Below are 25,809 nucleotides of genomic sequence, written 5' to 3' on the forward strand. Positions count from 1 at the left end.
AGGACTTTACCAGGGTGGGCTCTGGCTCTGGCAACGCGGTGGGCTTGACCCCTTGAAGGACCGGCTTCTCCGCTTTCGTTGGGGGAAGGAGGTGCGGCGGGTGCGGGGGCACACGCGGCTTCTGGCCCTGATGCGGTGGGATAGGGGGAGGCGGCTGTTGTGGCCCTGGGGTGGGGTGGCCGGGGAGGGCTACGCCCCGGACCCCCGGCTGGGGGGAGAGGTGCTGAGGCGGTTTCCTCCTTCCGGGGGTTGGCTTTTGGCGGACGCGGGGTTTGGGGGGATGAAGGCGCGGCTGGGTGGGGGATACCTTTGGGAGCGGAAGCCTTGGACGGCCATGGCGCGGGCGCTTTTGGAGCTCATCGCCTACGGCCTTAGGGTTCTTCTCACCCTTCTCCCGCCCCCTCCGGGGTACAAGGCGATTTTCTAGGCAAGCCCCCTTAGCCTTGACCCCTTTGGGGCCAACGTGTATAATCCGAGGAACAACGTGCATTTCTTTGCCTACACCAGACCCCCCAAGACCAAAGGAGCCCGAAGATGACCTGGAAGGAAGCCTACCCGGATATCCCCCTAGGGCGGGACGCTTGCGGCATCATCGCCATGGCGGAGAAGAGCGGCAAGCCCTCTCATCGCATCGTGCGGCGTATCCTGGAAAGCCTATACAGAATGGCCCACCGAGCCGGGGCCATCCGCGGCGAGGGGGATGGGACTGGCATCCAAACCGATATTCCCCGGGAGCTTTGGGCCCGGTTTCTGGAGGGGGCGGGGCTGGATCCGGGCCTAGCCTTCAACCCCCGCTTCTTCGTGGGGCACTTCTTCGTGCCCAAAAGCGAGGAGGGGCGGGTAGAGGAGTTCTTTGCCCTGTTGAGCCGGGAGGGGCAACGGCTCGGGGTGCGCCCCTTGCACTTCCGGCGGGGCGAGGTGGTGAGCGAGGTTTTGGGGCCTGTGGGTCGGCGCACGGAGCCCCTCTTCCTCCAGGTGGCGGGGCTTTCCCCGGACGGGGACGCCCCCCTGTGGGAGCTTGGCCTGAGGCTCGAGGCCCTCTTCCCCGTGCACGTGGTCTCCCTGTCCACCCACAGCGTGGTCTACAAGGTGCGGGGAGCGGCGGAGCTTTTAAAGCGCTACTACCCCGAGCTCTCCCGCCCCGAGTTCAAAAGCCGCATCGCCCTGGGCCACAACCGCTACTCCACCAACACCCTCTCCACCTTTGAGCAGGTCCAGCCCTTCGGCCTCCTCGGCCACAACGGCGAAATCAACACCATTGAGCGCCTGAGGCGGGAGATGGACTTCCTGGGCATCCCCCGCACCGGGGGCTCGGACTCCCAGGACCTGAACCGCATGCTGGAGGGGCTCATCTACCGCTTTGGCCTCACCCTCCCCGAGGCCATGGACCTGGTCTTTCCCCCCGTTTTGGGGGAGATCAAGGCCCTGCCCGAGGACCTCCAGGACCTTTACATGGCCCTGCGCCAGCGCTTCGGACCCTTGGCCCAGGGCCCGGCCGCCATCGTGAGCCGCCACGGGGACGAGGCCGTGTTCGCCACCGACGCCATGGGCTTGAGGCCCCTTTGGCAGTTTGAAACCCCCTATGAAATCGTCTTCTCCTCCGAGCGCGGGGTTTTCAGCGCCGAGGAGTTCGTCTCCGAGCCCAAGCCTTTGGCCCCGGGGGAGAAGGTCTACCTCCGCCTCACCTCGGAAGGCCCCAAGGTCCTGCCCTTTGACCGGCACCAGCGCCTGGTGCTGGAGAGGATGGCCGCCCGCACCCCGGTGGAGGGCTACCGGGTGCACCTGGCGGGGCCCCTCCGCGAGGGCCCGCCCCCCCTGGCGGGAGGAAGCGGGGCCGAGGTGGAGGAAAAGCCCGCCCCGCCCCCCCTGGGCCTGGAGCGGGCCTACGGCTGGGACCGCTGGGACCAGGCCTACCTCGAGGCCCTGGCCAAGACGGGCAACGAGCCCATCGGCTCCCTGGGCTACGACGGGCTCCTCGCCGCCCTCAACCCGGAAAAGCCCAACCTTTCCGAGTTCTTCAAGGAAACGGTGGCGGTGGTAACCAACCCCGCCATTGACCGGGAGCGGGAGATCGAGCACTTCTCCACCCGCACCCTCCTCGGCAGAAGGCCCCTTCCCGACGGCCGGGAGGGGGGAAGGGTGGAGGAGCTCCTTCTGCCCCTGGTGCTGGAGGAGGACCAGGCCCTGGCCGAGGCCTTCGGCACCCTGACCCTCTCCGAGGTCCGGGCCCGCTTCAAGACCCAGACCCTCGTCCCCCAGTTCGCCGTGGAGGAGGGGCTCCTTGCGGGGCTCAAGCGCCTGGAGGAGGAGGCGGTGAAGGCCGTGGAGGAGGGGGCCGAGGTCCTCATCCTCTCCGACCGGGAGGCCTTCCAAGGAGGGGTCTGGATTGACATCGGCCTCGCCGTGGCCGCGGTGAACCGGGCCCTCATGAAGCGGGACGCCGAGGGGGTGGCCCTAAGGCGCAGGACCTCCCTCCTCGTCCACTCCGGGGGCGTGCGGAACCTCCACGATCTGGCCTTCCTCCTCGGCCTCGGGGCGGAGGCGGTGGCCCCGTGGCTTCTGGAGGAGAAGGCCCGGGCCCTGGAGGGGAGGAAGGGGGTGGCGAACGCCCTCGAGGCCCTCCGCAAGGGCCTGGAGAAGGTCATCTCCACCATGGGCATCCACGAGCTCAGGGGCTACGGCCGGATCTTCAGCGCCCTCGGCCTCAAGCCCGAGCTCGCCGAGCTCTTCGGCACGCGAAACTTCTTGGGCTCGGAGGGCGCCGGGTACGGCTTTTTGGAGCTGGAGCGTACCCTCCTTGAGCGGGAGGGCTTCCTTAGGGCGGAGAAGGTCATGCCCGCCAAGGACTTCCGCTTCAACCCCAGGATCTACAAGGCGGCCCAGGAGGTGGCCGCGGGCCAGGCCCCTTACGCCCACTTCCAGGAGAAGGTCCGCGCCCTGGAGCGGGAAAACCCCGTGGCCGCCCGCCAGCTTCTGGAGGTGCGCTTCCCCGAAAGGAGCGAGGTGGCCCCGGAGGAGGTGGACCTCTCCGTGGGGGCCCACTCCCTGCCCTTCGTCATCAGCGCCATGAGCTTCGGCTCCCAGGGGGAGGCCTCCTTCCGCGCCTACGTGGAGGCGGCCAAGCGCCTCAACATGCTGTGCATCAACGGGGAAGGCGGGGAGATCCCCGACATGCTGGGCAAGTACACTCCCTGGCGGGGCCAGCAGGTGGCCTCGGGCCGCTTCGGGGTCCACGCCTACATGCTGAACTCCGCGAGCGTCATTGAGATCAAGATCGGCCAGGGGGCGAAGCCCGGCGAGGGAGGGCACCTCCCCGGCAAGAAGGTCTCGCCCAAGGTGGCGGCCGCCCGGAACGCCGTCCCCGGGGTGGACCTCATCAGCCCCTCCAACAACCACGACCTCTACTCCATTGAGGACCTGGCCCAGCTCATTGAGGAGCTGAAGACGGTGAACCCCAAGGCCCTGGTCTCGGTGAAGGTGCCCGTGATCCCCGGCATCGGCACCATCGCCGTGGGCATCGCCAAGGCGGGGGCGGACGTCATCACCCTCTCCGGGTTTGAGGGGGGGACGGGGGCGGCGAGACTCCACGCCCTGAAGTACGCCGGGCTTCCCGTGGAGCTCGGGGTGCGCCGGGCCCACCGGGCCCTGGTGCGGGCGGGGCTTAGGGACCGGGTGGAGATCTGGGCCGACGGGGGCCTCAAGACCGCCTACGACGTCTTGCGCATGGTTCTCCTGGGGGCCGACCGGGTGGGTATGGCCACCATGGCCATGGTGGCCATCGGCTGCACTATCTGCCGCGGCTGCCAGTTGGACACCTGCCACGTGGGCATCACCACCCAGATCGAGACCCTGGAGGAGGCCCTGGCCCACGGCCTCAAGCGCTTCGTCCCCCAGGACCTGGACCGGGCGGTGGAGCAGCTCGTCCGCTTTTTCGGGGCCAAGGGAGAGGCCCTAAGGGAGCTCGTGGCCGCTTTGGGGGCCCGCTCCCTTCGGGAGCTAAGGGGCCGCTCGGACCTCCTCTACCAGCGGGACCACCTGGAGGAGCTGGACCTGGGCTACTTCTTCGCCCCCGTGGAGGAGCCCGACTGGCTCAAGGACACCTCGGCCCACGTCCTCAGGAAGCCCCTGAACCAGCTCACCCGCACCATCACCGAGGTGGTCATGGCCGCCTACGCCGAGGGCAGCAAGCGCCTCGTCTTCCAGGAAGGCCCCGTGGACTCCACCGACCGGGCCCTTGGGGCCCACCTCGCCGGGGAGATCGCCCGGAGGCGCCTTTACGGCAAGGGGTTTGACGCCGAGGTGGAGCTCCGCTTTGACGCCGGGAGCGTGGCCGGAAACGGCCTCGCCGCCTTCAACGTGGAGGGGATGAAGGTGGTGGTGGAAGGCGGGGCCCAGGACGGGGTGGCCAAGGGCGCCTTCGGCGGCACCGTGGCCGTCCTCAAGGGGCGGAACCCCTACGGGGCCTACGTGGACGGCTCCGTGGGCAAGAGCTTCGCCTACGGGGCCATCGGGGGCCTCCTCATCGTGGAGGGGGTGGCGGACAGCCGCTTCTGCATCCGGCTTTCCGGGGCCGACGTGGTCCTGGGCGGCGAGCCGGAAAGGCCCTTAAGGGACGACCTCGGCAACCTCGCCGCCCGGGCCCAGGCCAAGGGCTTCGCCTTTGAGTACATGACCCGGGGGCGGGCCCTGGTCCTCGGGGACCCCGGGCCCTGGATCTGCTCGGGGATGACCGGGGGGCGGGTCTACCTAAGGCACTGGCCGGAGATGGGCCTCACCGAGGAGGCCATGAAGCGCCGGCTGGCCAAGGGGGCCAAGGTGGCGGTGAAGCCCCTGGACGCCCGGGGCGTGGAGGACGTGCGGGAGCTCCTTACCGCCTACCTCCGCGTGCTTAGGGAGGCCAAGCGGGAGGAGAAGGCGAGGCGGCTGGAGACCCTCCTGGAGAACCCGGCGGAGCACTTCCGCATGGTGGAGCCCGCGAACCAGCAGGTGGAGCAGGGGGTGAGCACGGAGTAGCGGCACCCCATGCCGGCGTAAGCACCCCAACGGCATAAGCTCGGCCGGAGGAGGTAGGCCGAGCTTTTCCATCGCCTTCTTGGGCAGAGGGCCCGCACCCCCTGCCTGGAGCCGGGCCCTTTGCCCTAGACGGGAAGAGCCCGGGAAGGGTAGATTTGTCCCGTGGGCCCCGGGGAGCTTTTGCAACTCCTAAAGCGGCGCACGGGCTTCACCGAGGCCCATGCCGCCCTCCTTAGGGAGCTCGGCGAGGTCATGACCTCTATCGCCCACGAGGTGGCCCTGGCCTTCTACGACTACCTGGGGCGGGACCCGGAGCTCGGCGCCATCCTCCACGCCGAGCCGGGGCGGGTGGAGCGGCTTTACCGGACCTTCGCCCGCTGGTACGGCGAGCTCTTCTCGGGGGCGTACGACCGGGCCTACGCGGAAAGGAGGCGGCGCATCGGCCTGGTGCACGCCCGGCTCGGCATCGGTCCCAAGGCCATGATCCCCGCTATGGGCATCGTGCAGGAGCTTTCCCTGGAGCATCTGCGCACCGCCCTCCGTGGCCCCGAGGTCTACAGCGCCGTGGAGGCTTTTGAGAAGATCGTCGCCATAGAGATCGCCCTTATAGAGGAGAGCTACCTCGAGGCCCTCTCCTTAGGCCTTTCCCTGGGGCACCGGGACCTCGCCCGTGCCCTCAAGGAGGGGGCCTCGGCCCTTCTTTCCCAGGCCTAGGGTTCCTTGGCCAGGTCGTTGAAGCGCACGTGCTGGGCGTGGAACTGCAGCTCCACGGTGCCCGTGGGGCCGTTCCTTTGCTTGCCCACGATGATCTCGGCGATGCCCGCCTTCTCCGAGTGGCGGTTGTAGTACTCGTCCCGGTAGATGAACATCACCAGGTCGGCGTCCTGCTCAATGGAGCCCGACTCCCGGAGGTCGGAGAGCATGGGGCGCTTGTTGGGCCTGGCCTCTACCGCCCGGGAGAGCTGGCTTAAGGCGATCACCGGCACGTCCAGCTCCCGGGCCAAGGCCTTAAGCCCCCGGGAGATGGCGGCGATCTCCTGCTGCCGGTTCTCCCCCTTCTGCCCCCCGCCGGGCCCCGACATGAGCTGGAGGTAGTCTATGATGATGAGGCCCACCCCGTGCTGGCTCTTAAGCCGCCTCGCCCGGGCGCGAAGCTCCATGAGGGTGAGGTCGGGGGTGTCGTCAATGAAGATGGGGGCCTCGGAGAGGCGTCCCGCCACGTCCACGAGCCGGGAGAAGTCCCGATCGGAAAGCTGCCCGCGCTGCACCCGGTTCATGTCAATGCGGGCCTCGGAGCACATCATGCGCAAGGCTAGCTGGGCGGCGGGCATCTCCAGGGAGTAGATCCCCACCCCCACCCCTTCCTTCAGGGCGGCGTGCTGGGCGATGGTGAGGGCGAAGGCGGTCTTGCCCATGGCGGGGCGGGCGGCGATGATGTTGAGGGACCCCGGGGCCAGGGTGCCGATAAGCTCGTCCAGCTCCTTGAAGCCGGTGCGGACCCCGGCCACCTCCCCCTTATTTTGGAAAAGGGCCTCAATGTGCTCAAAGGTCTCGTGGACCAGCTCCCGCATGGCCCGGGCCTCGGTCTCGGTCTGGGTGAGGGCCACCTCGAGGATCCGCTTCCCCGCCTGGTCCAGGATCTCGTCCAGGCTCCCCGCCTCCTCGTAGGCGAGGCGCATGGCCTCGCCTGCGGCCTGGATGAGCTTTCTCAGGGTCCACTTCTCCGCCACGATGCGGGCGTAGTGCTCGGCGTAGGCGGCGGTGGGGGTGGCCTCGGAGAGCTGCACCAGGTAGCTCACCCCGCCCACCCCCGCAAGCTCGTCCCGGCGGGAAAGCTCCTCGGCCAGGGTCACCAGGTCCACGGGCTTCCCCTGGGCCCTTAAGGCCTGCATGGCGGCGTAGATCTTGCGGTGGGCTTCCATGTAAAAGGCCTCGGGGGAGGGGAGGAGGCCCTCCAGCTCGTCCATCACGCCGGAATCCAAGAGGATGGACCCGAGCACGCTCTGCTCGGCCTCGAGGCTGTGGGGAGGAATACGGCCTTCCAAACCCATAGACCCCACCAGGCTACGCCCGCCCCCCCTCTTCCCGCCAGGGTCCTTCCCCTGTGGGAAGGATTGGCTCTTTGCCGCCTCTCAGGAGGAGAGAATAAGCTCTAAGGCGTGCGCTGGCTTCTCCTCTTTCTCCTCATCCTCGCCGCCTGCCGGGCCCAGGACCTACCCGGGCCCTACGCCGCCCTGGAGAAGGGCAACGTGGAGGCCCTCCGCCAGGTGGCCCTAGGGGGCGAGGGGTACGCGGGGCTCCTCGCGGGCTGGCTCGTGGTGCGGGAGGAAGACCTCCCTCTTTCCGAGCGGGCGGAGTACGCCTGGCGCTACGCCCTCTTCCTGGAGGAGGTACGGGCCTTTGAGCCGGGCTGGGAGGCGGAGGCGGCCTGGGGGGTGGCGGCCCCCCTCTTGGAGCGGGCGGGGGACGTGAGGGCCTTCTCCGCCTGGGCGAGGCTCCTCCCTAGGGAGGAGGCCGCCCAGGCCCTCCTCCGCCTGGGCCAAGGGGAGAGGCTCTGGGAGGCCCTTTTTAGGGGCCGGGCGTACGAAGCCCTTCTCAAGGCCCTCCCCGAAGGGCAACGGCCCGACCTCCGCGCCCAGGCCCTCTACCGCCTGGGGCGCTACGAGGAGGCCCTGCCCCACTACCGGGCCTGGGCGGAGGCCGACCCCCGGGGCTACCTGGGCCTCGGGTACGCCCTATGGCGGCTTGGAAGGCGGGAGGAGGCCCTAAGGGCCTTCGCCCGCTACGACCACCCGGAAAGCCGCCTGGCCGAAGGCCGCCTCCTAGAGGCCACGGGGAAAGTGGAAGAGGCCCTGGTCCGCTACCGGGAGGGCCCCCCGGAGGGGCTATGGCGGGCCACGGCCCTTCTGGAGCGCCTAGGGAGGAAGGCCGAGGCCCTTCCCCTCTACCTCGCCCTGGCCCGAGGGGAAAGCCCCTACGCCGACGACGCCGCCCTCCGCGCCTACCTCCTCGCCGGGGAGCTCGGGAAAAAGGAGGCGCAGCAGGAGGCCTACGCCCGCCTCGAGGGGGGCCTCGGCCTCCTCGTGGGCAAGGCGCCGAGCCCACCCCCCCAGGCCCCTGGGGCCCCGATGCCGGAGGTGGCTCCCCTGGTGGAGGCCCTGGCCCGGGCGGGAAGGGAGGCCTGGGCCCGGGGAGAAGTGCGCTACGCCCTCTGGCGGAGGCCCGAGGACTGGCCCGCCCTCGTCCCCCTCCTCTACCGCCTGGGGGCCTACCGGGAGGGGATCCGGGCCGCCTGGCCCACCGCCCTCGCCTACCCCCGGGCCTACCGGGCGTGGGTGGAGGGCTACGCGAGGAGGGAGGGCCTGGACCCCGACCTCCTCTTCGCCCTCCTCCACGTGGAAAGCCGCTTTGACCCCAGGGCCGTAAGCGCCACGGGGGCCTTGGGCCTCGCCCAGTTCCTGCGGAGCACCTGGGCGGACGTGGCGCGGATGCTCGGAGAGCCCCCCGCCGACCCCTTGGACCCCGAAAGCGCCATCCGCTACGCCGCCCGCTACCTCCGCTGGCTCATGGAGCGGTGCGCCGCCTTCTCCGGCGTGGAGCAGCTCGCCTGCGCCCTCACCGCCTACAACGGCGGGATCGGCTACACCCTAAGGGGCGTGGCCCGGGAAGGGGGGCTTTTCGCCTTCCTCCGCTTCCAGGAGCGGGACGAGCCCCGGGAGTACCTCGCCAGGGTGCTCTCCGCCTACGCCGCCTACAAGGCTACTCCTTCGCCCCCTTGAGGCCCGCTTCCGCCCAGGGGATGAGAGGCTTTAAGGCGAAGGGGGCGAAGAGGGTGGTGAAGGCCACCATGAAGAGGACGATGGCGTACTCCTCCTCGTTCACCGCCCCCGCCGAAAGGCCCAAGGCGGCCACGATGAGCCCCACCTCCCCCCGGGGGGCCATCCCCACCCCCACGGTGAAGGCGCTCCGCACCCCTTGGGTGAGGGCCCCTAGGAACCCCCCGAGGATCTTCCCCAGGATGGCGATGAGGGTGACCACGGCTCCCGCCGCCAGGACCACGGGGCTCGCCAAGGCGGCGAGCTCCAACCTCACCCCCACCATGGCGAAGAAGAGGGGGGCGAGGAAGCCCTCTATGGCGAAGACGGGCTCCTCGAGGCGGTACTTCTCCCGGACCTCGGAGAGGAGCATCCCCCCGAGGAAGGCCCCCACGATGGGGGCGAGGCCGATGCTGGCCGCCAGGGCCGCCATGCCCACGCCCAAGGCCAGGGCGAAGCCCAAGGGGCTCCCCACGGGAAGCCTCTCCAGGGGCAGGCGGGCCACCCAGGTGGAGAGGAGGACCGCCAGGCCCACGAAGGCCACGGAGAGGAGGACGAGCTTGAGGATGGCCCCCATCTCCACCTGGCCCGTCTTCGCCACCCCGTTCACCACCGCCAGCACCATGAGGCCCAGCACGTCGTCAATCACCGCCGCCCCCAGGATGATGCGGGCGTAGGGGCGGGAGAGGACCCCGAGCTCCTGGAGGACCCTGGCGGTGATGCCCACGCTGGTGGCCACCAAGGAGGTGCCCAGGAAGAGGGCAGGGAGGGTTTGGAAGCCGATTTGCAGGCCGTAGAGGTACCCCCCCACGAAGGGGAAGGCCACCCCCAAAACGGCCACCAAAAAGGCCTCCTTCCCCACGGCCAGGATGTCCTTGAGCCGGGTCTCCAGGCCCACCATGAAGAGGAGGAAGATGGCCCCAAGCTCCGCCAAAAACTCCAGCACCTCCCCCTCGTGCACGAGGCCCAAAAGGGCGGGCCCCACCAGGACGCCCGCAAGCACCTCCCCGATGACCACGGGCTGGTTCAGGCGCCGGAAGAGGAAGGCCATGACCTGGGCCGCGAGGAGAAGGTAGAAGATCTCCAATAGGTGTTCCGCCCCGTGCATCAGCCCCTCCCCAGGATGAGCTTGAGGAAGTCGCTCCGGGTGAGGAGGCCCACCACCCGGTCCTCCCCGTCCACCACCGGGAGGTGGCGGACCTCGCTGGTAAGGAGGATCTCCAAGGCCTTGCCCAAAGGGGTTTCCGGATGGACCCGGGGGAGGTCGGTGCGCATCACCGCCTTTACCGGGGTCTTCTGGTAGCGGCGGTAGATCTCCTGGAGCACCCCCTCGTCCACCCACTCCCCGAAAAGCTGCAGGGCCTCCACATCGGAAAAGGGGACGTTTTCCGGCCTGGGCAGGAGCTCCTCCACCTGCAAAAGCCCGAGGAGGCGGCCCTCCCGGTCCACCACGGGGAAGCTCCCGTAGCGGGTTTCCAGGAGGCGCCGAGCGGCCTCCTCGAGGGTCGCCTCGGGGCCAATGGTCTCGGGGTTTCGGGTCATGACCTCGGCCACCTTCATGGCCTAGAGTCTACCAGCGCCGCCACCTCCGGGCGAAGCGCGGGGCGAGGAGGAGGCCGAAGAGAAAGCCTCCGAGGTGGGCCCACCAGGCCACCCCGGGAAGGCCAAGGAGGCCCTGGAAGAGCTGGAGGATGGCCCAGTAGCCCAGGTAGAACCCGGCGGGAAAGGTGACGAAGAAGGGGAGGACGAAGAAGACCACGGAAACCACATAAGCCCGGGGGAAGAGGACGTAGTAGGCCCCGAGCACGGCAGAGACCGCCCCGCTCGCCCCGATCATGGGCACGGTGGAGCCGGGCATGGCGAGGCCCTGGGCCAAGGCGGCGGCCACCCCCCCGAGGAGGTAGAAGAGGAGGAAGCGCCCGTGGCCCATGCGGTCCTCCACGTTGTCCCCGAAGACCCAGAGGAACCACATGTTGGAGAGGATGTGGAAAAGCCCCCCGTGGAGGAACATGCTGGTGAGGAGGCGGTGGGCCTGCCCCACGGGGTCCTGGAAGAAGAGGGCGGGGACGAAGCCCAGGGCCTCCACCACCCTCTCGGGGCCCGCGGCGAGCTCAAAGAGGAAGGCGAGGGCGTTGGCCAGGACCAGGCCCCGCACCACCACGGCGGGCCGATAGGCCCGGTTCAGGTCGTAGAGGGGGAACACCTACCGCCCCCCTCCTTGGCGGTAGGGGAGGGGCACGTACTGGACGCTCGGCCTCTGTCCCTGGGCCTGGGGGTAGAGGTCCATGAGCTCGTAGACCTCGAGGGGCATCTCCGTGGAAACCCTAAGCCCCATCTCCCGGGCCTGGGCCACGTCAATGGGGTAGTCGTGGGTCCAGGTGCCCTGGGAAAGGAGGGTGGCCACCTCCTCCGCCCTCTCCTCGGGCATGTGCTTCCTTAGGAGGTTCTTCACCGTGGCCTTCACCTGCCTCAGGGCCTTCTCCGCCACGTCGGCGAGGATCAGGGTCTGGTCGTCTATCTCGGAGAGGGGCTTCTTCTCCAGGACCTTGAGAATGCTTGCCGCCGGGTACTGGCCGAGCTGGGGGTCCACCGGTCCCAAGACGGCGTTTTCGTCCATGACGATCTCGTCCGCGGCCAGGGCGATGAGGGTGCCCCCGGACATGGCGTAGTGGGGGACGAAGACCGTGACCTTGGCGGGATGGCGAAGCAAGGCCTCGGCGATCTGCTCCGCCGCCAGCACCAGGCCCCCTGGGGTGTGGAGGATGAGGTCAATGGGCACGTTCTTGTCCGTGAGGCGGATGGCCCTCAGGACCTGTTCGGAGTCGTCTATGTTGATGAAGCGGGAGATGGGGATGCCGAGAAAGCTTACCGCTTCCTGTCGGTGGATGAGGGTGATGACCCGGCTTTGCCGCTTCCTCTCAAGCTCGGCGATCTTCCGGGCCCGGGCCCCGAGGAGCATCTGCTGCTGCAGGTAAGGGCTTAGGGCCGAGAGGATGAAGAAAAGCCAAAAAAGCTGGAAGAAAATCTCCATATGCGCCTCCAAGAGAAGCATACAGGGTCCTTGGCCTCACGGGGAGGCCGGGGGTTTTCCCGGAAGCCGCTTCCTCGAGGCCTCCCGGTAGAGGCGCTGGCCGAGCTCCGGGGCGAAGCGGATGAGGAGGGCTCCCAGGGGGATGGAGACCAGCACCAAGAGGACGGCCACCTGGGCCACCAGGGGGTAGCCTTGGCCTAAGGCCAAAGCCCCCAGCACCAGGTTGAACTCGCCCCGGGGGACCAGGTAGAGGGCGCTGTAGAGGCGCCGCTTCCGCCCAAGCCCCGCCTGGGCCCCGCCCAGGTGGTTGAGGGGAAGCTTGAGGGCGATCCCCATAAGGGCGAGGGCCAGGGCCCAGGGCGTAAGCCCTTGGAGAAGCCCCAGGGCCTGGGCCCCCACCACCAGGAAGAAGAGGGCCACCCCCAGGTCCCGCACGGGGCCGAAGAGGCGCTCAAGCCTCTCCCGAAGCCCGAGGCTTGCGGCGATGACCCCGGAGAGGAAAGCCCCAACGCCCTCCGAGGCCCCCGCGGCGTGGAAGAGGAGGGCGGTGCCCGCGGTGAAGGCCGCCCCGAGGAGAAGGACCAGCTCATCGGAGAACGTTTCCGCGAAGCGCACCATGGGGGGCCCGAGGAAGCGGGCGAAGAGGAGGTAAAGGAGGGCCAGGGCCACTCCACCCAGGAAGCCCGTGGGCCCGTGGCCGCCCAGGAGGGCGAGGAGGAGGGCGACGACCAGGTCTTCCAGGACCAGGACCCCCAGGACCACCTCGCTTTCGGGGTTGGCGGCCCGGCGCAGGTCAACGATGAGCTTGACGATGACCGCGCTGGAGCTCGTGTAGACTACCCCGGCCAAGAGGGCCGCCCCCTTGAGGTCCAGCCCGGCGAGAAGCCCCAGGAGGAGGCCCAAAGGCAGGGCTAAGGCGTCAAAAAGCCCTGCCCTCAGGGCCTTCCCCGAAAGGCTCCTAAGGCGGTCGGGGCCGAACTCCAGGCCCACGGAGAAGAGGAGGAGCAAAAGCCCAAGGGAGGGCAAAGGCTCCAGCTCCTCCACGTTAAGCCTTTCCCCCACGAGGAGGCCCGTGAGGAGGTAGACGGGAAGGGGCGGGAAGCCATAGCGGTGGACCAGGGCTGCCCCCAGGGCCAGAAGCCCCGCGGCCAAGGTGAAGGCCTCCAGGGAAGGGTGCATCAGAGGTTCCTCTTAAAGGCCTCCACCGCCTCCCGGCTCCCCGCCACCACCAGGGTGTCCCCCACCTCCAGGACCACCCCGGGCCCGGGGTGGGGGAGGAGGGGGGCCCCGGGGCGGTCCACGGCCAGGAGGTGGACCCCAGGGGGCAGGTAAAGGTCCTCCACCCGCTTGCCCGCAAGCTTAGAACCGGGCAGGACCTTGATCCACTCAATGACCTTCTCGGAGAGCTTGCTCTGGGTGTCCCCCACCGCCTCGGGGTGGAAGAGGACGCCCGCCAGGATGGCCCCGATCTCCCGGGCCTCCTCGTCGGTGAGGTCTAGGGCCATAGCGGGCTCGTCCTCCTCCCCGGCCTCAAAGTACTGGACCTCCCGCTTCCCCGAGTGGTGGACCACGATGACCAAGCGGTCGCCGCTTTGCACGGTGATGATGAACTTCCGGCCCACTCCGGGCAGGACCACTTCCTCTACCTTCATGCCCTCCTCCTTTCCGGGGGGAAGCGCACGGCCAGGGTGCGCCCGGCCACCATGGCCAGGATTCCCAGGCTCCAAAGAAAGAGATCCGTTCCGGAAATCCGCTCGGCAAAAAGCAAGAGGAGAAGCTCCCTGAGGGCCAGGGCGATGCCCACCTCCAGAAGCACCTCCAGGCGGACCCGCTCAAACTCAAAGTACTCCACGAAGACCCGGACGAGCTCCAGGACGATAACCAGGGAAAGGACGTTGGTGATAAGATCCTTAAGCCCCAGGCGCACCGTGGGCTCCGTGAGGGTGAGGCCGAGTTCCAAGAAGGTGCGCCCCACCCCCGCGAAGAGGCCCACCAAGAGGGCCACCACCACCAGGTTGAAGACAAGTCGCGTGGCCCCCCGGTAAAGGCTTAAAAGCAGGTCCTGGGACATGCTAAATCAGGAGATTGAAGACCCGCTCGGCCCGCTCGTGGTGCTCCGTCCTCGGGTTCTTGAGGGCGGGGTCCAGCTCCTTGAGCACCCGGGCGTAGGCCACCACCAGGGCCCCGGCGAGCTCGGGAAGGAGGTTCCGCACGTCCTCGGCGACCTCGAGGTCCAAGGGCGGGAGGGCCGCCAGGGCGTCCAGCACAGGCTTGAGCTCCAGGGCGGTGTCCATGCGGCGGAACTCCTTTAGGGTCTCCTGGAGGCCCTTGGTGATGGGCAGGTCGGGCTCAAAGATGAGGTCCCTGCCGTTGTAGCGGGCGTTCCGCTCCGCCACCACCAGGAGGTCGTAGAGCTTGTTGCGCAGGAAGTCGGAGAGGCGCTTCAGGTCGTCCTTGTCCACGTCCAGCCCGGCGGCCATTCGGAAAAGCCTTTCAAACTCGGCGACCTTCATCAGCATGGGGTTTCACCTCCCAGGTGAGTGTACCCTTGGCGGGTGCAAAGGGAAACCCCCGCCCGCGGGCGGGGGTGGGGCCTACTCGCCCCGCACGGGAATCTTCAGGGGCGGCGCCTCGGGGCGCTTTTCCCGCGGGATCCGGACCTCCAGGACGCCCCGGGAGAGCCTGGCCTCTATCCCCTCCCTTTTGGCGTCCTTGGGGAGGAGGTAGGCCCGGTAGATCCGGCCGTAGGCGATCTCGGCGAGGTGCTTGGTGCGCTTCTCCTCCCGCTTCTCCCCTTCTATGACCAGCTGGTCCCCTTCCAGGCGCACCTCGAGGTTCTCGGGGCCAAGCCCCGGCACCTCCACCCGGAGGAGGTAGTGGTCCTCGCGCTCCTCGAGCTCGGAGAGGGGCTCCAGCACCCCTCCTGGCTCCTGGAAGACCTTCTCCAGGGCCTCCTCCACGGCTTTGCGGAAGCGGGACCGGCCAAAGGGCCAAAGCTTCTCCAGCATGGCGCACCCCTAGCGCACGTTCCCCGTCTCCAGCTTCCTCGCCTGGAGGTCCAGGAGGCTGTACTCCCCTTCGGAGAGGTCGCCGGGCACCACCACCCAGCTCGCCCCCAGGGTCTCGTGCTTCTGGCCCTTCCCGGCCACCACCACCAGGAGGGGGTTGTGGGTCTTGACGAGGTGGGCCACCTCGTGGGAGCCTCCCTCTCCTGGGCCTTTGTGGTGGGGCATGGTGTGGAAGAGGAAGATCTTGGGGTAGTCCTTGAGCTCCCAGAGGGCCTTCAGGTGGTACTCGGCCACCCAGGCGGGGTAGCGGAGGGCCTCCTTCTCCTCGGGCTCGCCTTCATCGGTGATCTCCCCGCCGATGCCCGCTACCAGGTAAGGGCCTTTCCAGAAGGTGAAGGTCTCGTGGACGTTTCGCATCTCGGGGCGGACCAGCTCAACGTTGGCCGCCTCCCTGAGGTACTCCCAGATGGGAGCGTCCTGGGGTCCGGGGACGTAGGCCGTGGGCAGGTGGGCCTCGGCGAGGACCCGGAAGAAGGCGGCGTAGTCGCGGCTCCTCGCCGTCTTGGGCATGAGGTTCCCGATCAGGGCGATGGCGTCTGCCCCGGTGTCGGGAGCCACCTTGACGAACTTCTCCAGGGCCTCGAGGTCCCCCATGGGGTTGGAGGTGGCCAGGATATAGCGCACCGTCCGGCGCATACCCCACCTCCTCTAGCCTTCCACCTGCACCTGGATCTTCTTGGGCTTGGTGGCCTCGGCCTTGGGCACCTTTAGGTGCAAGACCCCGTGGCGGAAGCGGGCCTCCACCTTGGCGAGGTCGTAGGTGCTCGGGACGTTGAAGCTCCGGGCGAAGGTGCCGTAGGGGCCCTCGAGGCGGTGGTAGGCCACGCCCTCCTTCTTCTCAAAGGGCCTCTCGGCCTTCACCGCCAAGACGCCCTCCTCCGCCACCACCTCCACCTTCTCGGGCTCCACCCCGGGCAGGTAGACCAGGATGTGGAGCCCCTCCCCGTCCTCCAGGATGTCCACGGGCGGCGCGAACACCCTCGGCCCTTGCTGGGGGGCGGCGAAGGTGCGGGCCAGCCTTTCCTGAAGCTCCTCCAGCTCCTTGAAGGGATCAAACCGGATCATTCTGCCTCACCTCCTACCACCTCAAGAGCGCGGCCATGCCGCCACGCTCAAGAAGCCTCCTTTCGGCCTCGCCGCGCACGAACTCCAGCCTGGCGGCGTACCCGGCGGCGAGCTCCGGCGCCACCAGGGCCAGGGGCTTGGCCTGGGGTTGGTCGCAAAGGCCTAAGGCCTCGGCCTCATCGGCGAAGTAAAGGCCCTCGCAGGCGTAGACGCCGCCTTCCAGGTTCCAGGGAAGGACCCAAAGCTCTACCTGGCCTTCCTGCAGGCGGGCCAGCACCTCGGGGCCGAAGGCGGCCTTGGGGTAGGCCTCCTCCAGCCTCTTTAGGAGCTTGACCTCCTCCCGGCGCTCCACCTCCTCCAAGACCGGCTCCAAGCGCTTCAGCACCTCGCCGGGGCTCGCCCCAGGGTGGGGCAGGGAGGGAAGCTCCGCCACCACCCGCTCCCTTAGGCGTCCGGGGAGGTGGGTGAGGAAGAGCTTGGTGTGCTCCTCGGGGCCCATGAGGACGAGGCGGGTGAAGCCCCTTTCTGCCCAGAGCTTTTCCAGGTCGTGGGCTAGGGCTTTGTAGAAGCGCCCCTCCCAGGCCTCGAGGCGCTTGGCGAAGAGGTCCTGCCCCGCCCCGCCCCGGGCGATGCCCCCAAGGTGGAAGCGGCGCCCTGGGGCGTCCAGGGAGAGGCGGCGCCAGGCCTCCGTGTCCAGGGCCAGGAAGGCGTCCTGGACCTCGGCGATCTCCCCCAGGAAGACCTCAAAGACCCGCCACCGCTCCCGGTCCACGTAGACCACGCCGTAGCGCTCGTACTCGTCCAGGGCGTAGACCAGGGGGAGGAGGAAGGGCTCGCCAAAGTGGGCCAAGACCCCGTCGGTGAGGAGGCGGCTTGCCCCTTCGTCCAGGAAGGTGGTCTTGAGGGCGCTCACCAGGGGTAGCTCCACCTGCAAGGGGTAAAGTTCCAGGCGGGCCTCGTCGGCGAAAAGGGCCAGGGTCTTGGCCTGGATGACCTCGTGCCTGAGAAGCTCCAACACCCTCTCCGCCAAGGCCTCGGGCACCCGGAGGGCCTTCATGGCGTCCTTGGCCCTAAGGGCGTAGGCCCGGCCCGCGTTTTCCGGCTTGGCCGGGTTCACGTCCAGGTAGAGGGAGAGGCTTGGGGTCTTCAGGCCTTCCAGGCTTTCCTTGATGCGGCGGATCTCCTCTTTGCCAATCATAGGCTACCTCCTAAAAGGGCGATGGCCTTGCGCACCGCTTCCTGGTTGAGCCTTTCCTCCTGGCCGAGCCGGGTGAAGAGGGCTTCCAGCTCGGGGTCGGGGAGGGTGCTCTCCAGGTAGTAGGCCCGGTCCAGCCCCTCCTCGGAGAGGAGGCGGAGGAGGCTTTCCCACCCCCTCTCCTCGGGCTTGGGGGCGGGGGGAAGGGAGGCCCCGAGGCGGCGGAGGGCCTCGGCCAGGGCCTCGGCGTGGGCCCGCTCCCGCTCGGCCACCTCCTTGAGGAGCTTCTTGAGGTGGGGGTAGGGAATGCCCTCCGCCGCCCTTTCCGCCCTGAGGGCGTCCAGGAGCTCGTCCTGGTAAGCTTTCTGCAGAACCTCCTCTACCCTCATGGCTTCCCCCTTTAGGCCACCAGACGCTCGGCGGTTTGGAAGGTGAGGCCCGTGGGCCCGGCCTCCACCACCACCCGGTCGCCTTCCTTGACCTCTCCCGCCAGAATCTTCTTGGCCAGGGGCGTCTCCAGCTCCCGCTGGATCACCCGCTTGAGGGGCCTCGCGCCGAAGACCGGGTCGTAGCCCCTTTCCGCCAGGAAGTCCTTGGCGGCCTCGGTGAGCTCCAGGGTGATGCGCTTCTCGGCGAGGCGCGGCCGGAGGTAGGAGAGCTGGATCTCCACGATCTCGCGGATCTGCTCCTTGGAGAGGGGCCGGAAGACCACGATCTCGTCCAGGCGGTTCAGGAACTCGGGGCGGAAGTGCTTCTGCAGGACCCCGAAGACCTCGTCCCGGATCCTTTCGTAGGGCCAGCCCTTCTGGATGCCTTCCAGGATGAGGGGGCTTCCCAGGTTGGAGGTGAGGATGATGACGGTGTTGCGGAAGTCCACGGTGCGCCCGTGGCTGTCGGTGAGGCGGCCGTCGTCCAGGATCTGGAGGAGGAGGTTGAAGACGTCGGGGTGGGCCTTCTCAATCTCGTCAAAGAGGATGACCGTGTAGGGCCTCCTCCGCACCGCCTCGGTGAGCTGGCCCCCCTCCTCGTAGCCCACGTAGCCCGGCGGGGCCCCGATGAGGCGGGAGACGGCGTGCTTCTCCATGTACTCCGTCATGTCAATGCGCACCATGGCCTCCTCGGTGTCAAAGAGGGTGGCGGCCAGGGTCTTGGCGAGCTCGGTCTTGCCCACCCCCGTGGGCCCGAGGAAGAGGAAGCTCCCGATGGGGCGGTTCGGGTCCTTGAGGCCGGCCCGGGCCCTCCGGATGGCGTCGGCCACGGCCCTTATGGCCTCCTCCTGCCCCACCACGCGCTTGTGGAGCTCCTCCTCGAGCCTCAGAAGCTTCTCCCTTTCCCCTTCCAGGAGCCTGGCCACGGGGATCCCGGTCCAGCGGGAGACGATCTCGGCGATGTCCTCCTCGGTGACCTCGAGGCGCACGAAGCGGGCGTTCTTCAGCCTCTCGGAGAGGGCCTCCACCTCGGCCTCCAGCCTGGGAAGTTCCCCGTAGCGGAGCTCCGCCGCCCGGTTCAGGTCGTACTGCCGCTCGGCGAGCTCAATCTCCCGCCTCACCTCGTCCAGGCGGTGCTGGGCCTCCCGGAGCTTCTTCAGGACCTCCCTTTCCGCCTCCCACTCGGCCCGGAGCTTGGCGATCTCCTCCGTGAGCTTGGCGATCTCCTCTTCAATGGCCTTGAGGCGCTCCTGGGAGTCGGGGTCCTTCTCCTTCTTGAGGGCCTCCCGCTCAATCTCCAGCTGGAGCTTCTTGCGCTCCAGGGCGTCAATCTCCTCGGGAGCGCTCTCCAGGGCCATCCTCAGGCGGGCCGCCGCCTCGTCCACGAGGTCAATGGCCTTGTCGGGGAGGCGCCTTTCGGGGATGTAGCGGTGGGAGAGGACCGCCGCCGCCACCAGGGCGGGGTCGGCGATGCGCACCCCGTGGTGCACCTCGTACTTCTCCTTGATGCCCCGGAGGATGGAGATGGTTTCCTCCACGCTGGGCTCGTCCACGTAGACGGGCTGGAAGCGCCGCTCCAGGGCGGGGTCTTTCTCAATCTCCCGGTACTCGTCCAGGGTGGTGGCCCCGATGAGCCTGAGCTCCCCGCGGGCCAAGGCGGGCTTCAGCATGTTGCCCGCGTCCACGGCGCCCTCGGCCTTGCCCGCCCCCACCACGGTGTGGAGCTCGTCAATGAAGAGGATGATCTCCCCTTGGCTCCCCACCACCTCCTGGATCACCGCCTTGAGGCGCTCCTCAAACTCGCCCCGGTACTTGGCCCCGGCGAGGAGGGAGCCCATCTGCAAGGAGACGATGCGCTTGCCCTTCAGGCCCTCGGGCACGTCCCCCTTGACGATGCGCTGGGCCAGCCCCTCCACGATGGCCGTCTTGCCCACGCCGGGCTCGCCGATGAGCACCGGGTTGTTCTTGGTGCGCCGGAGGAGGATCTGGATGGTGCGGCGGATCTCCTCGTCCCGCCCGATCACCGGGTCCAACTTGCCCTCGGCGGCGAGCTTGGTCAGGTCAATGCCGTACTGCTCCAAGGCGTTGTAGGTGCTTTCCGCGTGTTCCGTCTGCACGTTTTTCCCTCCTCTCAGTTCCCAAAGGGCCTTCTTTAGCGCTTCCAGGCTGGGTAGCCCAGGGGTGGCCTCCCCCAGGGCCAGCACCAGGGTGTCCACGGCCACGAAACGGTCCTTGAGCTCCTCCATGAGGGCTTCGGCCCGGTTCAGGGCCCCGGAAAGCCGGGGGGTGAGGTACTGGCCGGCCTCGGCCCCCTCCACCCTGGGCAGCCGGGCGAGCTCCTTTTCCTGGAGCTCCCTAAAGGCCTTGGGATCGGCCCCGGCCTTTTCCAGAAGGCGCCAGGCCAGGCTTCCCGGCTCCTTAAGGAGCACCCGCCACAGGTGGGGCAGGTCTATGGCCTGGTGCTTCATCTCCCGGGCCAGGACCTGGGCCTGGGCCAGGGTTTCCCGCGCGGCTTGGGTCCAGCGTTCCAGGTTCATGCCTTCCTGCCCTCCTTTGCTACATCTAGCATATCCATTGATAACGCTATTGTCAAGAGATATGAGTAAGAAAACCCGAGGCGCTGAGTCCGAAGGCGGAGAAGGGGAGCCGCTACCCTGATTGTAGGGGAAGCCGAAGAGGAAAGATGTCCCTAGCCGCTCTCCAGAATCTCCACCACCAAAGCCGCCCCGATGAGGTTGGCTCCCAGGTCCTTGCGGATGCGCTCCGCTTTGGCCATTCTCAGGAGGTCCTTCTCCCGGAAGTACCAGGTGCCCCCCACCTCCAAGGGCTCCACGAAGCCGATCTCCACGTAGGCCCGCACGGCCCCTAGGGAGAGGCCGTACTGGGGGAGGGCCTCGAGGGAAAGCCACTGGCTACGCGCGAGCATAGTAGGCCTCCGCGAGCTTCTTCCAAAGGGCCTCCTCCTCGGGGGTGAGGCGCTCGGGGATGGTGACCCGCACCTCGAGGTAGAGGTCCCCCCGGCCCCCGGGGCCGGGGAAGCCCTTGCCCCTAAGCCTCAGCTTCTTCCCCGCCTGGGTCCTGGGCGGGATGGTAACCTCCACCGGGCCCTCTAGGGTAGGGGCCCGCACCTTCCCCCCCACCACGGCGATGGGGGCGGGGACGTCCAGGGTGGCGTGGAGGTCCTGCCCTTCCAGGCGGAAGACGGGGTGGGGGAGGAGGCGCACGGTGAGGAGGAGGTCCCCCGGGGGCTCGCCACGCTCCCCCATCCCCGGCACCCGGATCACGCTCCCCTCCTGGACCCCAGGAGGGATGCGCACCGTGACCCGCCTTCCCCCCACCTCCAGGACCCGCTCCCCGCCGTGGAAGGCCTCCTCGAGGCTTAGGGGAAGCTCGGCCCTGAGGTCGCGGCCCCGGCGGGGGCCCGACCTGCGCCTGCCGAAGAGTCCGGCCCCGAAGAGCTCCTGGAAGAACTCGGAGAAGTCTTCCACCTCAAAGCCCGAGAAGTCGTACCCGCCAGGGGGTGGGGGCGGGGGCGGGGTGGTGGTGCCGTAGGTGTCGTAGACCCGCCGCTTCTCGGGGTCGGAGAGGACGGCGTAGGCCTCGTTGATCTCCTTGAACGTCTCCTCGGCCTCGGGGCTTTTGTTGACGTCGGGGTGGTACTGCCGGGCCAGGCGCTTGTAGGCCCGCTTGATCTCCTCTTGGGTGGCGTTTTTGGGCACCCCCAGGATGGCGTAGTAGTCCTTCATGGTTTACTCCAGCTCGGCCTCTTCCGGCTTGGCCTCCCCCACCGCCACCCGGGCCGGGCGCACCAGGGCCTCGCCCAGGCGGAAACCCCGCTGGAAGACCCGGGCCACCTTGCCGGGCTCGCCGGGGAGGAGGCCCACCGCCTCGTGGTACCTGGGGTCAAAGGCCTCCCCCTCCCCCGGCACCTCCTCCACCCCAAGGCCCGCCAGGGTGCGGAAGAAGCCGTCCCGGACCGCCTTCACCCCCTGGCGGATGCTCTCGGGGCTCGCCTCGGCGAACTCCAGAGCCCGGTCCAGGTCGTCAAGGACGGGAAGGAGCGCCCTCAAGGCCTTGAGCACGCCCTCCCGCTCCCGCGCCTTGAGCTCCCCCTCCACCCGCTTGCGGTAGTTGTCAAAGTCGGCGAGGAGGCGGAGGTACCTGTCCTTGAGGCCTCTAAGCTCCTCCTCCGCCGCCTTTAGGCGCTCCTCCAGGGCCTGGGCCTCCTGGCCCACGGCCTCTAGGTCCTTCTCCAGGGTGTTCTCGTGGTTCCGCTCCTCCATGGGCCCTCCCCAAAAGGGGCCCCACCCAAAGGGGCGGAGCCCCCTTCCCTCGCCTTACTCCGCGGGCTTGTAGTCGGCGTCGATCACGTCGCCCTGGCCCTTGCCGGAGGCCGCCCCCGAGCCCTCGTAGGCCTGGACCGCCCTGAGGAGCTCCTCGGTGGCCGCCTTGAGCTCGGGGTCGGGGGCGTCCCGCTCCACGAGCTCCTTGGCCTTGCGGATGGCCTCCTCCAGCCGGGCCTTGGCCTCGGGGGCCCCCTGCTTCTCCTGGAGAACCCGCTCCGCCTGGATGCGGGCCGAGTCTAGGGCGTTCTTGAGCTCGGCGTGCTCCTTGCGGCGGCGGTCCTCCTCGGCGTGGCGCTTCGCCTCCTCAATCATCCGCTGGATCTCCTCCTCGGAGAGGGTGGTGGTGTTCTGGATGGTGATGGAGGCCTCGCGCCCGGTGGACTTCTCCTTGGCGGTCACGTGGAGGATGCCGTTGGCGTCTATGTCAAAGCAGACCTCAATCTGGGGGACGCCTGCGGGCATGGGGGGGATGCCCTCGAGGCGGAAGCGGCCCAGGCTCTTGTTGTCCGCCGCCATGGGGCGCTCGCCCTGGAGGACGTGGATCTCCACGGCGGTCTGGTTGTGCTCGGCGGTGGTGAAGATCTCGCACTTGCGGGTGGGGATGGTGGTGTTTCTGGGGATGAGCACCGTCATCACCCCGCCCTTGGTCTCCACGCCCAGGGAGAGGGGGGTGACGTCCAGGAGGACCACGTCCCGCACCTCGCCCATGAGCACCCCGGCCTGGATGGCCGCCCCCATGGCCACCACCTCGTCGGGGTTCACCGAGCGGTTGGGTTCCTTGCCCAGAAGCTCCTTCACCACCCGCTGCACCGCGGGCACCCTCGTGGCCCCGCCCACCAGGATCACCTCGTCGATCTGGGCGGGGGTGAGGCCCGCGTCCTTTAGGGCCTGCTCCACCGGGCCCCTTAGGCGCTTCAAGAGGGGCTCAATGAGCTCCTCAAACCTGGCCCGGGTGAGCTTCTTCTCCAGGTGGAGGGGGGTCTTGCTCGCCGGGTCCAAAGCGATGAAGGGGAGGCTGATGGTGGTCTCCAGGGTGCTGGAGAGCTCAATCTTGGCCTTCTCCGCCGCCTCAATGAGGCGCTGGAGGGCCTGGCGGTCGGCCTTGAGGTCCACCCCGTACTCCCGCTTGAACTCCTCGGCGAGCCAGTTCACGATGGCGTGGTCCATATCCGACCCGCCCAGGTGGGTGTCCCCGGAGGTGGCCTTCACCTCAAAGACCCCTTCGCCGATCTCCAGGATGGTGACGTCAAAGGTCCCGCCTCCCAGGTCAAAGACCAGGACGGTCTCGTTCCCCTTCTTGTCCAGGCCGTAGGCCAAAGCGGCGGCGGTGGGCTCGTTGATGATGCGCAAGACCTCAAGCCCCGCGATCCTCGCGGCGTTGGCCGTGGCCTCCCGCTGGGCGTTGTTGAAGTAGGCGGGCACGGTGATCACCGCCTTGGTGATCTTCTCCCCGAGCTTCTTGGAGGCGTCTTCCACCAGCTTGCGGAGGACCATGGCGCTGATCTCCTCGGGGGTGTAGAGCTTGCCCTTGACCTCCACCCTTACCCCCCCGTCGGGCCCGGGGACCACCTTGTAAGGCACCCGCTTGGCCTCCTCCTCTACCTCCTCAAAGCGGCGGCCGATGAAACGCTTGATCTCAAAGATGGTCCCCTCGGGGTTCAGGACCGCCTGGCGCTTGGCCATGCGGCCCACCAGGGTCTCCCCGTCGCGGAAGGCCACCACGCTGGGGGTGGTCCGCTCCCCCTCGGCGTTCTCCAAAACCACGGGCTTCCCGCCTTCCATCACGGCGATGACGCTGTTGGTGGTGCCCAGGTCAATGCCCACTGCCTTGGCCATAACGCACCTCTCCCTTCTAGCGTAAGCGGCTCGGATTGTTCTTGTCAAGAGAGTTGAGCGCTATTGTATCATGGTGCCCCAGGCTACCCGGGCTTCCCTCTTTTCGTGTACCTTAGGGAAAGACATGTCCCGTTTGCCTTTGAACTTCCTGATCTTCCTCCTCGGCCTTCTCCTCCTGGCGTGGGCCTTCAGCCTGGCGGGAACCACGGGCGGCACCGGGGGTGGGGTGAACTACACCACCTTCCTCGAGGACCTCAAGGCGGGCCGGGTGAAGGAGGTGGTGGTGCGCTCGGGGGAGACCCGCATCCAGGGGACCCTGGTGGACGGCTCCACCTTCACCACCTACGCCGCAAGCCCCCCGGATAGCGCCACCCTCGAGGCCTGGATGCAAAAGGGGGTGAGCGTGCGGGTGGAACCTCCTCAGGGGCAAAGCCCCCTGGGCTTCCTCTGGCCCCTCCTCCTGGTGGGCCTCCTCATCGGGGCCCTCTTCTACTTCTCCCGCACGGGCCGGGCCGGGCCTTCGGACTCCGCCTTCAGCTTCACCAAAAGCCGGGCCCGGGTCCTCACCGAGGCCCCCAAGGTCACCTTCAAGGACGTGGCCGGGGCGGAGGAGGCCAAGGAGGAACTCAAGGAGATTGTGGAGTTCCTCAAAAACCCCGGCCGCTTCCACGAGATGGGGGCCAGGATCCCCAAGGGGGTCCTCCTGGTGGGGCCTCCGGGGGTGGGGAAGACCCACATCGCCCGGGCCGTGGCCGGGGAGGCCCGGGTGCCCTTCATCACCGCCTCGGGCTCCGACTTCGTGGAGATGTTCGTGGGGGTGGGGGCGGCGAGGGTCCGGGACCTCTTTGAGACCGCCAAGCGCCACGCCCCCTGCATCGTCTTCATTGACGAGATTGACGCCGTGGGCAGGAGGCGGGGAAGCGGGGTGGGGGGCGGGAACGACGAGCGGGAGCAGACCCTAAACCAGCTCCTGGTGGAGATGGACGGCTTTGAGAAGGACTCCACTATCATTGTGATGGCCGCCACCAACCGCCCGGATGTGCTGGACCCCGCCCTCCTCCGCCCCGGGCGCTTTGACCGCCAGATCGCCATAGACGCCCCCGACGTCCGGGGCAGGGAGCAGATCCTGAGGATCCACGCCCGGGGGAAGCCCCTGGGCGAGGACGTGGACCTGGCCCTCCTCGCCAAGCGCACCCCGGGCTTCGTGGGGGCGGACCTGGAGAACCTCCTCAACGAGGCCGCCCTCCTCGCCGCCCGGGAGGGGCGGAAGAAGATCACCATGAAAGACCTCGAGGAGGCCGCCGACCGGGTGATGATGGGCCCGGCCAAGAAGAGCCTCGTCCTCACCCCCCGCGACCGCCGCATCACCGCCTACCACGAGGCGGGGCACGCCCTGGCGGCCCACTTCCTGGAGCACGCCGACGGGGTGCACAAGGTGACCATCGTGCCCCGGGGGAGAGCCTTAGGCTTCATGATGCCTAGGCGCGAGGACATGCTCCACTGGTCCAGGAAGCGGCTTCTGGACCAGATCGCCGTGGCCCTGGCGGGAAGGGCGGCGGAGGAGCTGGTCTTTGAGGACGTGACCACCGGGGCGGAGAACGACTTCCGCCAGGCCACGGAGCTCGCCCGCCGCATGATCACCGAGTGGGGCATGCACCCCGAGTTCGGCCCCGTGGCCTACGCCGTGCGCGAGGACACCTACTTGGGAGGCTACGACGTGCGCCAGTACTCCGAGGAGACGGCCAAGCGCATAGATGAGGCGGTGCGCCGCCTCATTGAGGAGCAGTACCAGAGGGTGAAGGCCCTTCTCACGGAGAAGCGGGAGGTCCTGGAGCGGGTGGCGGAGACCCTCCTGGAGCGGGAGACCCTGACCGCCGAGGAGTTCCAAAGGGTGGTGGAGGGCCTGCCCCTGGAGGAGCCCAAGGCCCCGGAGCCCAGGGAGGAAAGGGAGGCCCCCCGGGTGGTCCCCAAGGTCAAGCCCGGCGGGGCTTTGGGCGGGGTTTAGGCGCCAT

Annotated in this window: 23 protein-coding genes and 1 pseudogene; 5 read left to right on the top strand and 19 right to left on the bottom strand. The window is 68.3% G+C overall.

The window, feature by feature from the left end; all coding sequences use genetic code 11:
* The 3 genes and pseudogenes from ABJK26_RS01530 to ABJK26_RS01540 form a co-directional block, all read left to right on the top strand.
* Nucleotides 1-427: pseudogene (locus ABJK26_RS01530) on the top strand (hypothetical protein); the annotation flags it as partial.
* Nucleotides 428-534: 107 nt separating this feature from the next.
* Nucleotides 535-5,013 (top strand): glutamate synthase-related protein, encoded by a 4,479-nt coding sequence (locus ABJK26_RS01535; RefSeq protein WP_347240441.1) that lies wholly within the window; start codon nucleotides 535-537, stop codon nucleotides 5,011-5,013.
* A gap of 162 nt (nucleotides 5,014-5,175) precedes the next feature.
* The gene (locus ABJK26_RS01540) at nucleotides 5,176-5,727 is read left to right on the top strand and encodes a protoglobin domain-containing protein (RefSeq protein WP_347240442.1); all 552 of its coding nucleotides are present in this window, start codon (nucleotides 5,176-5,178) and stop codon (nucleotides 5,725-5,727) included.
* Here the strand turns inward: ABJK26_RS01540 and dnaB are convergent.
* Nucleotides 5,724-7,058 carry a replicative DNA helicase gene (gene dnaB / locus ABJK26_RS01545; protein WP_347240499.1) on the bottom strand — a complete coding sequence of 445 codons (1,335 nt, stop codon included), beginning with the start codon at nucleotides 7,056-7,058 and terminating at the stop codon, nucleotides 5,724-5,726. The two genes, ABJK26_RS01540 and dnaB, sit on opposite strands and share 4 nt — an antisense overlap.
* 114 nt (nucleotides 7,059-7,172) lie before the next feature.
* Between dnaB and ABJK26_RS01550 the strand changes: the two genes are divergently transcribed.
* Complete coding sequence (locus ABJK26_RS01550; RefSeq protein ID WP_347240443.1) at nucleotides 7,173-8,792, top strand: transglycosylase SLT domain-containing protein; 1,620 nt, start codon at nucleotides 7,173-7,175, stop codon at nucleotides 8,790-8,792.
* Here ABJK26_RS01550 and ABJK26_RS01555 read toward each other — a convergent pair.
* The 18 genes from ABJK26_RS01555 to dnaK all read right to left on the bottom strand — a co-directional run bounded on the left by ABJK26_RS01555 (nucleotide 8,773) and on the right by dnaK (nucleotide 23,797).
* Nucleotides 8,773-9,936 carry a cation:proton antiporter gene (locus ABJK26_RS01555; RefSeq protein WP_347240444.1) on the bottom strand — a complete coding sequence of 388 codons (1,164 nt, stop codon included), beginning with the start codon at nucleotides 9,934-9,936 and terminating at the stop codon, nucleotides 8,773-8,775. The genes ABJK26_RS01550 and ABJK26_RS01555 overlap by 20 nt on opposite strands.
* Complete coding sequence (locus ABJK26_RS01560) at nucleotides 9,936-10,388, bottom strand: CBS domain-containing protein (RefSeq protein ID WP_347240446.1); 453 nt, start codon at nucleotides 10,386-10,388, stop codon at nucleotides 9,936-9,938. Before ABJK26_RS01560 ends, ABJK26_RS01555 begins: the two co-directional genes overlap by 1 nt.
* A 10-nt stretch (nucleotides 10,389-10,398) precedes the next feature.
* Nucleotides 10,399-11,031, bottom strand: a complete 633-nt coding sequence (locus ABJK26_RS01565) for a rhomboid family intramembrane serine protease (RefSeq protein WP_347240447.1) — start codon at nucleotides 11,029-11,031, stop codon at nucleotides 10,399-10,401.
* Complete coding sequence (locus ABJK26_RS01570; protein ID WP_347240448.1) at nucleotides 11,032-11,859, bottom strand: ATP-dependent Clp protease proteolytic subunit; 828 nt, start codon at nucleotides 11,857-11,859, stop codon at nucleotides 11,032-11,034. It abuts the gene before it with no gap.
* Nucleotides 11,860-11,895: 36 nt separating this feature from the next.
* The gene (locus ABJK26_RS01575) at nucleotides 11,896-13,038 is read right to left on the bottom strand and encodes a cation:proton antiporter (RefSeq protein ID WP_347240449.1); all 1,143 of its coding nucleotides are present in this window, start codon (nucleotides 13,036-13,038) and stop codon (nucleotides 11,896-11,898) included.
* Complete coding sequence (locus tag ABJK26_RS01580; RefSeq protein ID WP_347240450.1) at nucleotides 13,038-13,511, bottom strand: TrkA C-terminal domain-containing protein; 474 nt, start codon at nucleotides 13,509-13,511, stop codon at nucleotides 13,038-13,040. Before ABJK26_RS01580 ends, ABJK26_RS01575 begins: the two co-directional genes overlap by 1 nt.
* The gene (locus ABJK26_RS01585) at nucleotides 13,508-13,930 is read right to left on the bottom strand and encodes a phosphate-starvation-inducible PsiE family protein (RefSeq protein ID WP_347240451.1); all 423 of its coding nucleotides are present in this window, start codon (nucleotides 13,928-13,930) and stop codon (nucleotides 13,508-13,510) included. Before ABJK26_RS01585 ends, ABJK26_RS01580 begins: the two co-directional genes overlap by 4 nt.
* Nucleotide 13,931: 1 nt before the next feature.
* Nucleotides 13,932-14,378, bottom strand: coding sequence for a DUF1931 family protein (locus ABJK26_RS01590; protein ID WP_347240452.1), 447 nt, complete (start codon nucleotides 14,376-14,378; stop codon nucleotides 13,932-13,934).
* Between the two features lie 75 nt (nucleotides 14,379-14,453).
* Entirely contained in the window at nucleotides 14,454-14,867 is a 414-nt protein-coding gene (locus ABJK26_RS01595) for an Hsp20/alpha crystallin family protein (RefSeq protein ID WP_347240453.1), read from the bottom strand.
* 9 nt (nucleotides 14,868-14,876) lie between these two features.
* Entirely contained in the window at nucleotides 14,877-15,563 is a 687-nt protein-coding gene (locus ABJK26_RS01600) for a heat-stable protein (protein ID WP_347240454.1), read from the bottom strand.
* A 12-nt stretch (nucleotides 15,564-15,575) separates the two neighbouring features.
* Nucleotides 15,576-15,992 (bottom strand): Hsp20/alpha crystallin family protein, encoded by a 417-nt coding sequence (locus tag ABJK26_RS01605; protein ID WP_347240455.1) that lies wholly within the window; start codon nucleotides 15,990-15,992, stop codon nucleotides 15,576-15,578.
* A 13-nt stretch (nucleotides 15,993-16,005) separates the two neighbouring features.
* Nucleotides 16,006-17,190, bottom strand: a complete 1,185-nt coding sequence (locus ABJK26_RS01610; protein WP_347240456.1) for a VLRF1 family aeRF1-type release factor — start codon at nucleotides 17,188-17,190, stop codon at nucleotides 16,006-16,008.
* A complete protein-coding gene (locus ABJK26_RS01615; protein ID WP_347240458.1) occupies nucleotides 17,187-17,576 on the bottom strand; it encodes a ferritin family protein in 390 nt (129 codons plus the stop codon). The genes ABJK26_RS01610 and ABJK26_RS01615 overlap by 4 nt, the downstream gene beginning before the upstream one ends.
* 11 nt (nucleotides 17,577-17,587) lie before the next feature.
* Nucleotides 17,588-20,152 (bottom strand): ATP-dependent chaperone ClpB, encoded by a 2,565-nt coding sequence (gene clpB, locus ABJK26_RS01620; RefSeq protein WP_347240460.1) that lies wholly within the window; start codon nucleotides 20,150-20,152, stop codon nucleotides 17,588-17,590.
* 152 nt (nucleotides 20,153-20,304) lie between these two features.
* Complete coding sequence (locus tag ABJK26_RS01625; protein WP_347240461.1) at nucleotides 20,305-20,541, bottom strand: chaperone modulator CbpM; 237 nt, start codon at nucleotides 20,539-20,541, stop codon at nucleotides 20,305-20,307.
* Complete coding sequence (locus ABJK26_RS01630; RefSeq protein WP_347240462.1) at nucleotides 20,528-21,361, bottom strand: DnaJ C-terminal domain-containing protein; 834 nt, start codon at nucleotides 21,359-21,361, stop codon at nucleotides 20,528-20,530. Before ABJK26_RS01630 ends, ABJK26_RS01625 begins: the two co-directional genes overlap by 14 nt.
* Before the next feature lie 3 nt (nucleotides 21,362-21,364).
* The gene (gprE, locus tag ABJK26_RS01635; protein WP_347240463.1) at nucleotides 21,365-21,898 is read right to left on the bottom strand and encodes a nucleotide exchange factor GrpE; all 534 of its coding nucleotides are present in this window, start codon (nucleotides 21,896-21,898) and stop codon (nucleotides 21,365-21,367) included.
* A gap of 54 nt (nucleotides 21,899-21,952) precedes the next feature.
* On the bottom strand, nucleotides 21,953-23,797 hold the full coding sequence (gene dnaK, locus ABJK26_RS01640; protein ID WP_347240464.1) for a molecular chaperone DnaK: 1,845 nt from the start codon (nucleotides 23,795-23,797) through the stop codon (nucleotides 21,953-21,955).
* A gap of 124 nt (nucleotides 23,798-23,921) precedes the next feature.
* Between dnaK and ftsH the strand changes: the two genes are divergently transcribed.
* Nucleotides 23,922-25,802 carry an ATP-dependent zinc metalloprotease FtsH gene (gene ftsH / locus ABJK26_RS01645; RefSeq protein ID WP_347240465.1) on the top strand — a complete coding sequence of 627 codons (1,881 nt, stop codon included), beginning with the start codon at nucleotides 23,922-23,924 and terminating at the stop codon, nucleotides 25,800-25,802.
* Nucleotides 25,803-25,809: the final 7 nt, after the last annotated feature.

Source organism: Thermus sp., from assembly GCF_039793865.1.
In the GTDB taxonomy this organism is placed as follows: domain Bacteria; phylum Deinococcota; class Deinococci; order Deinococcales; family Thermaceae; genus Thermus.

Coding starts and splice junctions, on each gene's coding strand:
- ABJK26_RS01600 (WP_347240454.1), bottom strand. CDS start 15,563: ATGCGCCGGACGGTGCGCTATATCCTGGCCACCTCCAACCCCATGGGG.
- ABJK26_RS01595 (WP_347240453.1), bottom strand. CDS start 14,867: ATGCTGGAGAAGCTTTGGCCCTTTGGCCGGTCCCGCTTCCGCAAAGCC.
- ABJK26_RS01625 (WP_347240461.1), bottom strand. CDS start 20,541: ATGCTCGCGCGTAGCCAGTGGCTTTCCCTCGAGGCCCTCCCCCAGTAC.
- ABJK26_RS01575 (WP_347240449.1), bottom strand. CDS start 13,038: ATGCACCCTTCCCTGGAGGCCTTCACCTTGGCCGCGGGGCTTCTGGCC.
- ABJK26_RS01570 (WP_347240448.1), bottom strand. CDS start 11,859: ATGGAGATTTTCTTCCAGCTTTTTTGGCTTTTCTTCATCCTCTCGGCC.
- ftsH (WP_347240465.1), top strand. CDS start 23,922: ATGTCCCGTTTGCCTTTGAACTTCCTGATCTTCCTCCTCGGCCTTCTC.
- clpB (WP_347240460.1), bottom strand. CDS start 20,152: ATGAACCTGGAACGCTGGACCCAAGCCGCGCGGGAAACCCTGGCCCAG.
- ABJK26_RS01555 (WP_347240444.1), bottom strand. CDS start 9,936: ATGCACGGGGCGGAACACCTATTGGAGATCTTCTACCTTCTCCTCGCG.
- ABJK26_RS01580 (WP_347240450.1), bottom strand. CDS start 13,511: ATGAAGGTAGAGGAAGTGGTCCTGCCCGGAGTGGGCCGGAAGTTCATC.
- ABJK26_RS01605 (WP_347240455.1), bottom strand. CDS start 15,992: ATGATCCGGTTTGATCCCTTCAAGGAGCTGGAGGAGCTTCAGGAAAGG.
- ABJK26_RS01610 (WP_347240456.1), bottom strand. CDS start 17,190: ATGATTGGCAAAGAGGAGATCCGCCGCATCAAGGAAAGCCTGGAAGGC.
- gprE (WP_347240463.1), bottom strand. CDS start 21,898: ATGGAGGAGCGGAACCACGAGAACACCCTGGAGAAGGACCTAGAGGCC.
- ABJK26_RS01590 (WP_347240452.1), bottom strand. CDS start 14,378: ATGCTGATGAAGGTCGCCGAGTTTGAAAGGCTTTTCCGAATGGCCGCC.
- ABJK26_RS01630 (WP_347240462.1), bottom strand. CDS start 21,361: ATGAAGGACTACTACGCCATCCTGGGGGTGCCCAAAAACGCCACCCAA.
- ABJK26_RS01585 (WP_347240451.1), bottom strand. CDS start 13,930: ATGTCCCAGGACCTGCTTTTAAGCCTTTACCGGGGGGCCACGCGACTT.
- dnaK (WP_347240464.1), bottom strand. CDS start 23,797: ATGGCCAAGGCAGTGGGCATTGACCTGGGCACCACCAACAGCGTCATC.
- ABJK26_RS01560 (WP_347240446.1), bottom strand. CDS start 10,388: ATGAAGGTGGCCGAGGTCATGACCCGAAACCCCGAGACCATTGGCCCC.
- ABJK26_RS01535 (WP_347240441.1), top strand. CDS start 535: ATGACCTGGAAGGAAGCCTACCCGGATATCCCCCTAGGGCGGGACGCT.
- ABJK26_RS01615 (WP_347240458.1), bottom strand. CDS start 17,576: ATGAGGGTAGAGGAGGTTCTGCAGAAAGCTTACCAGGACGAGCTCCTG.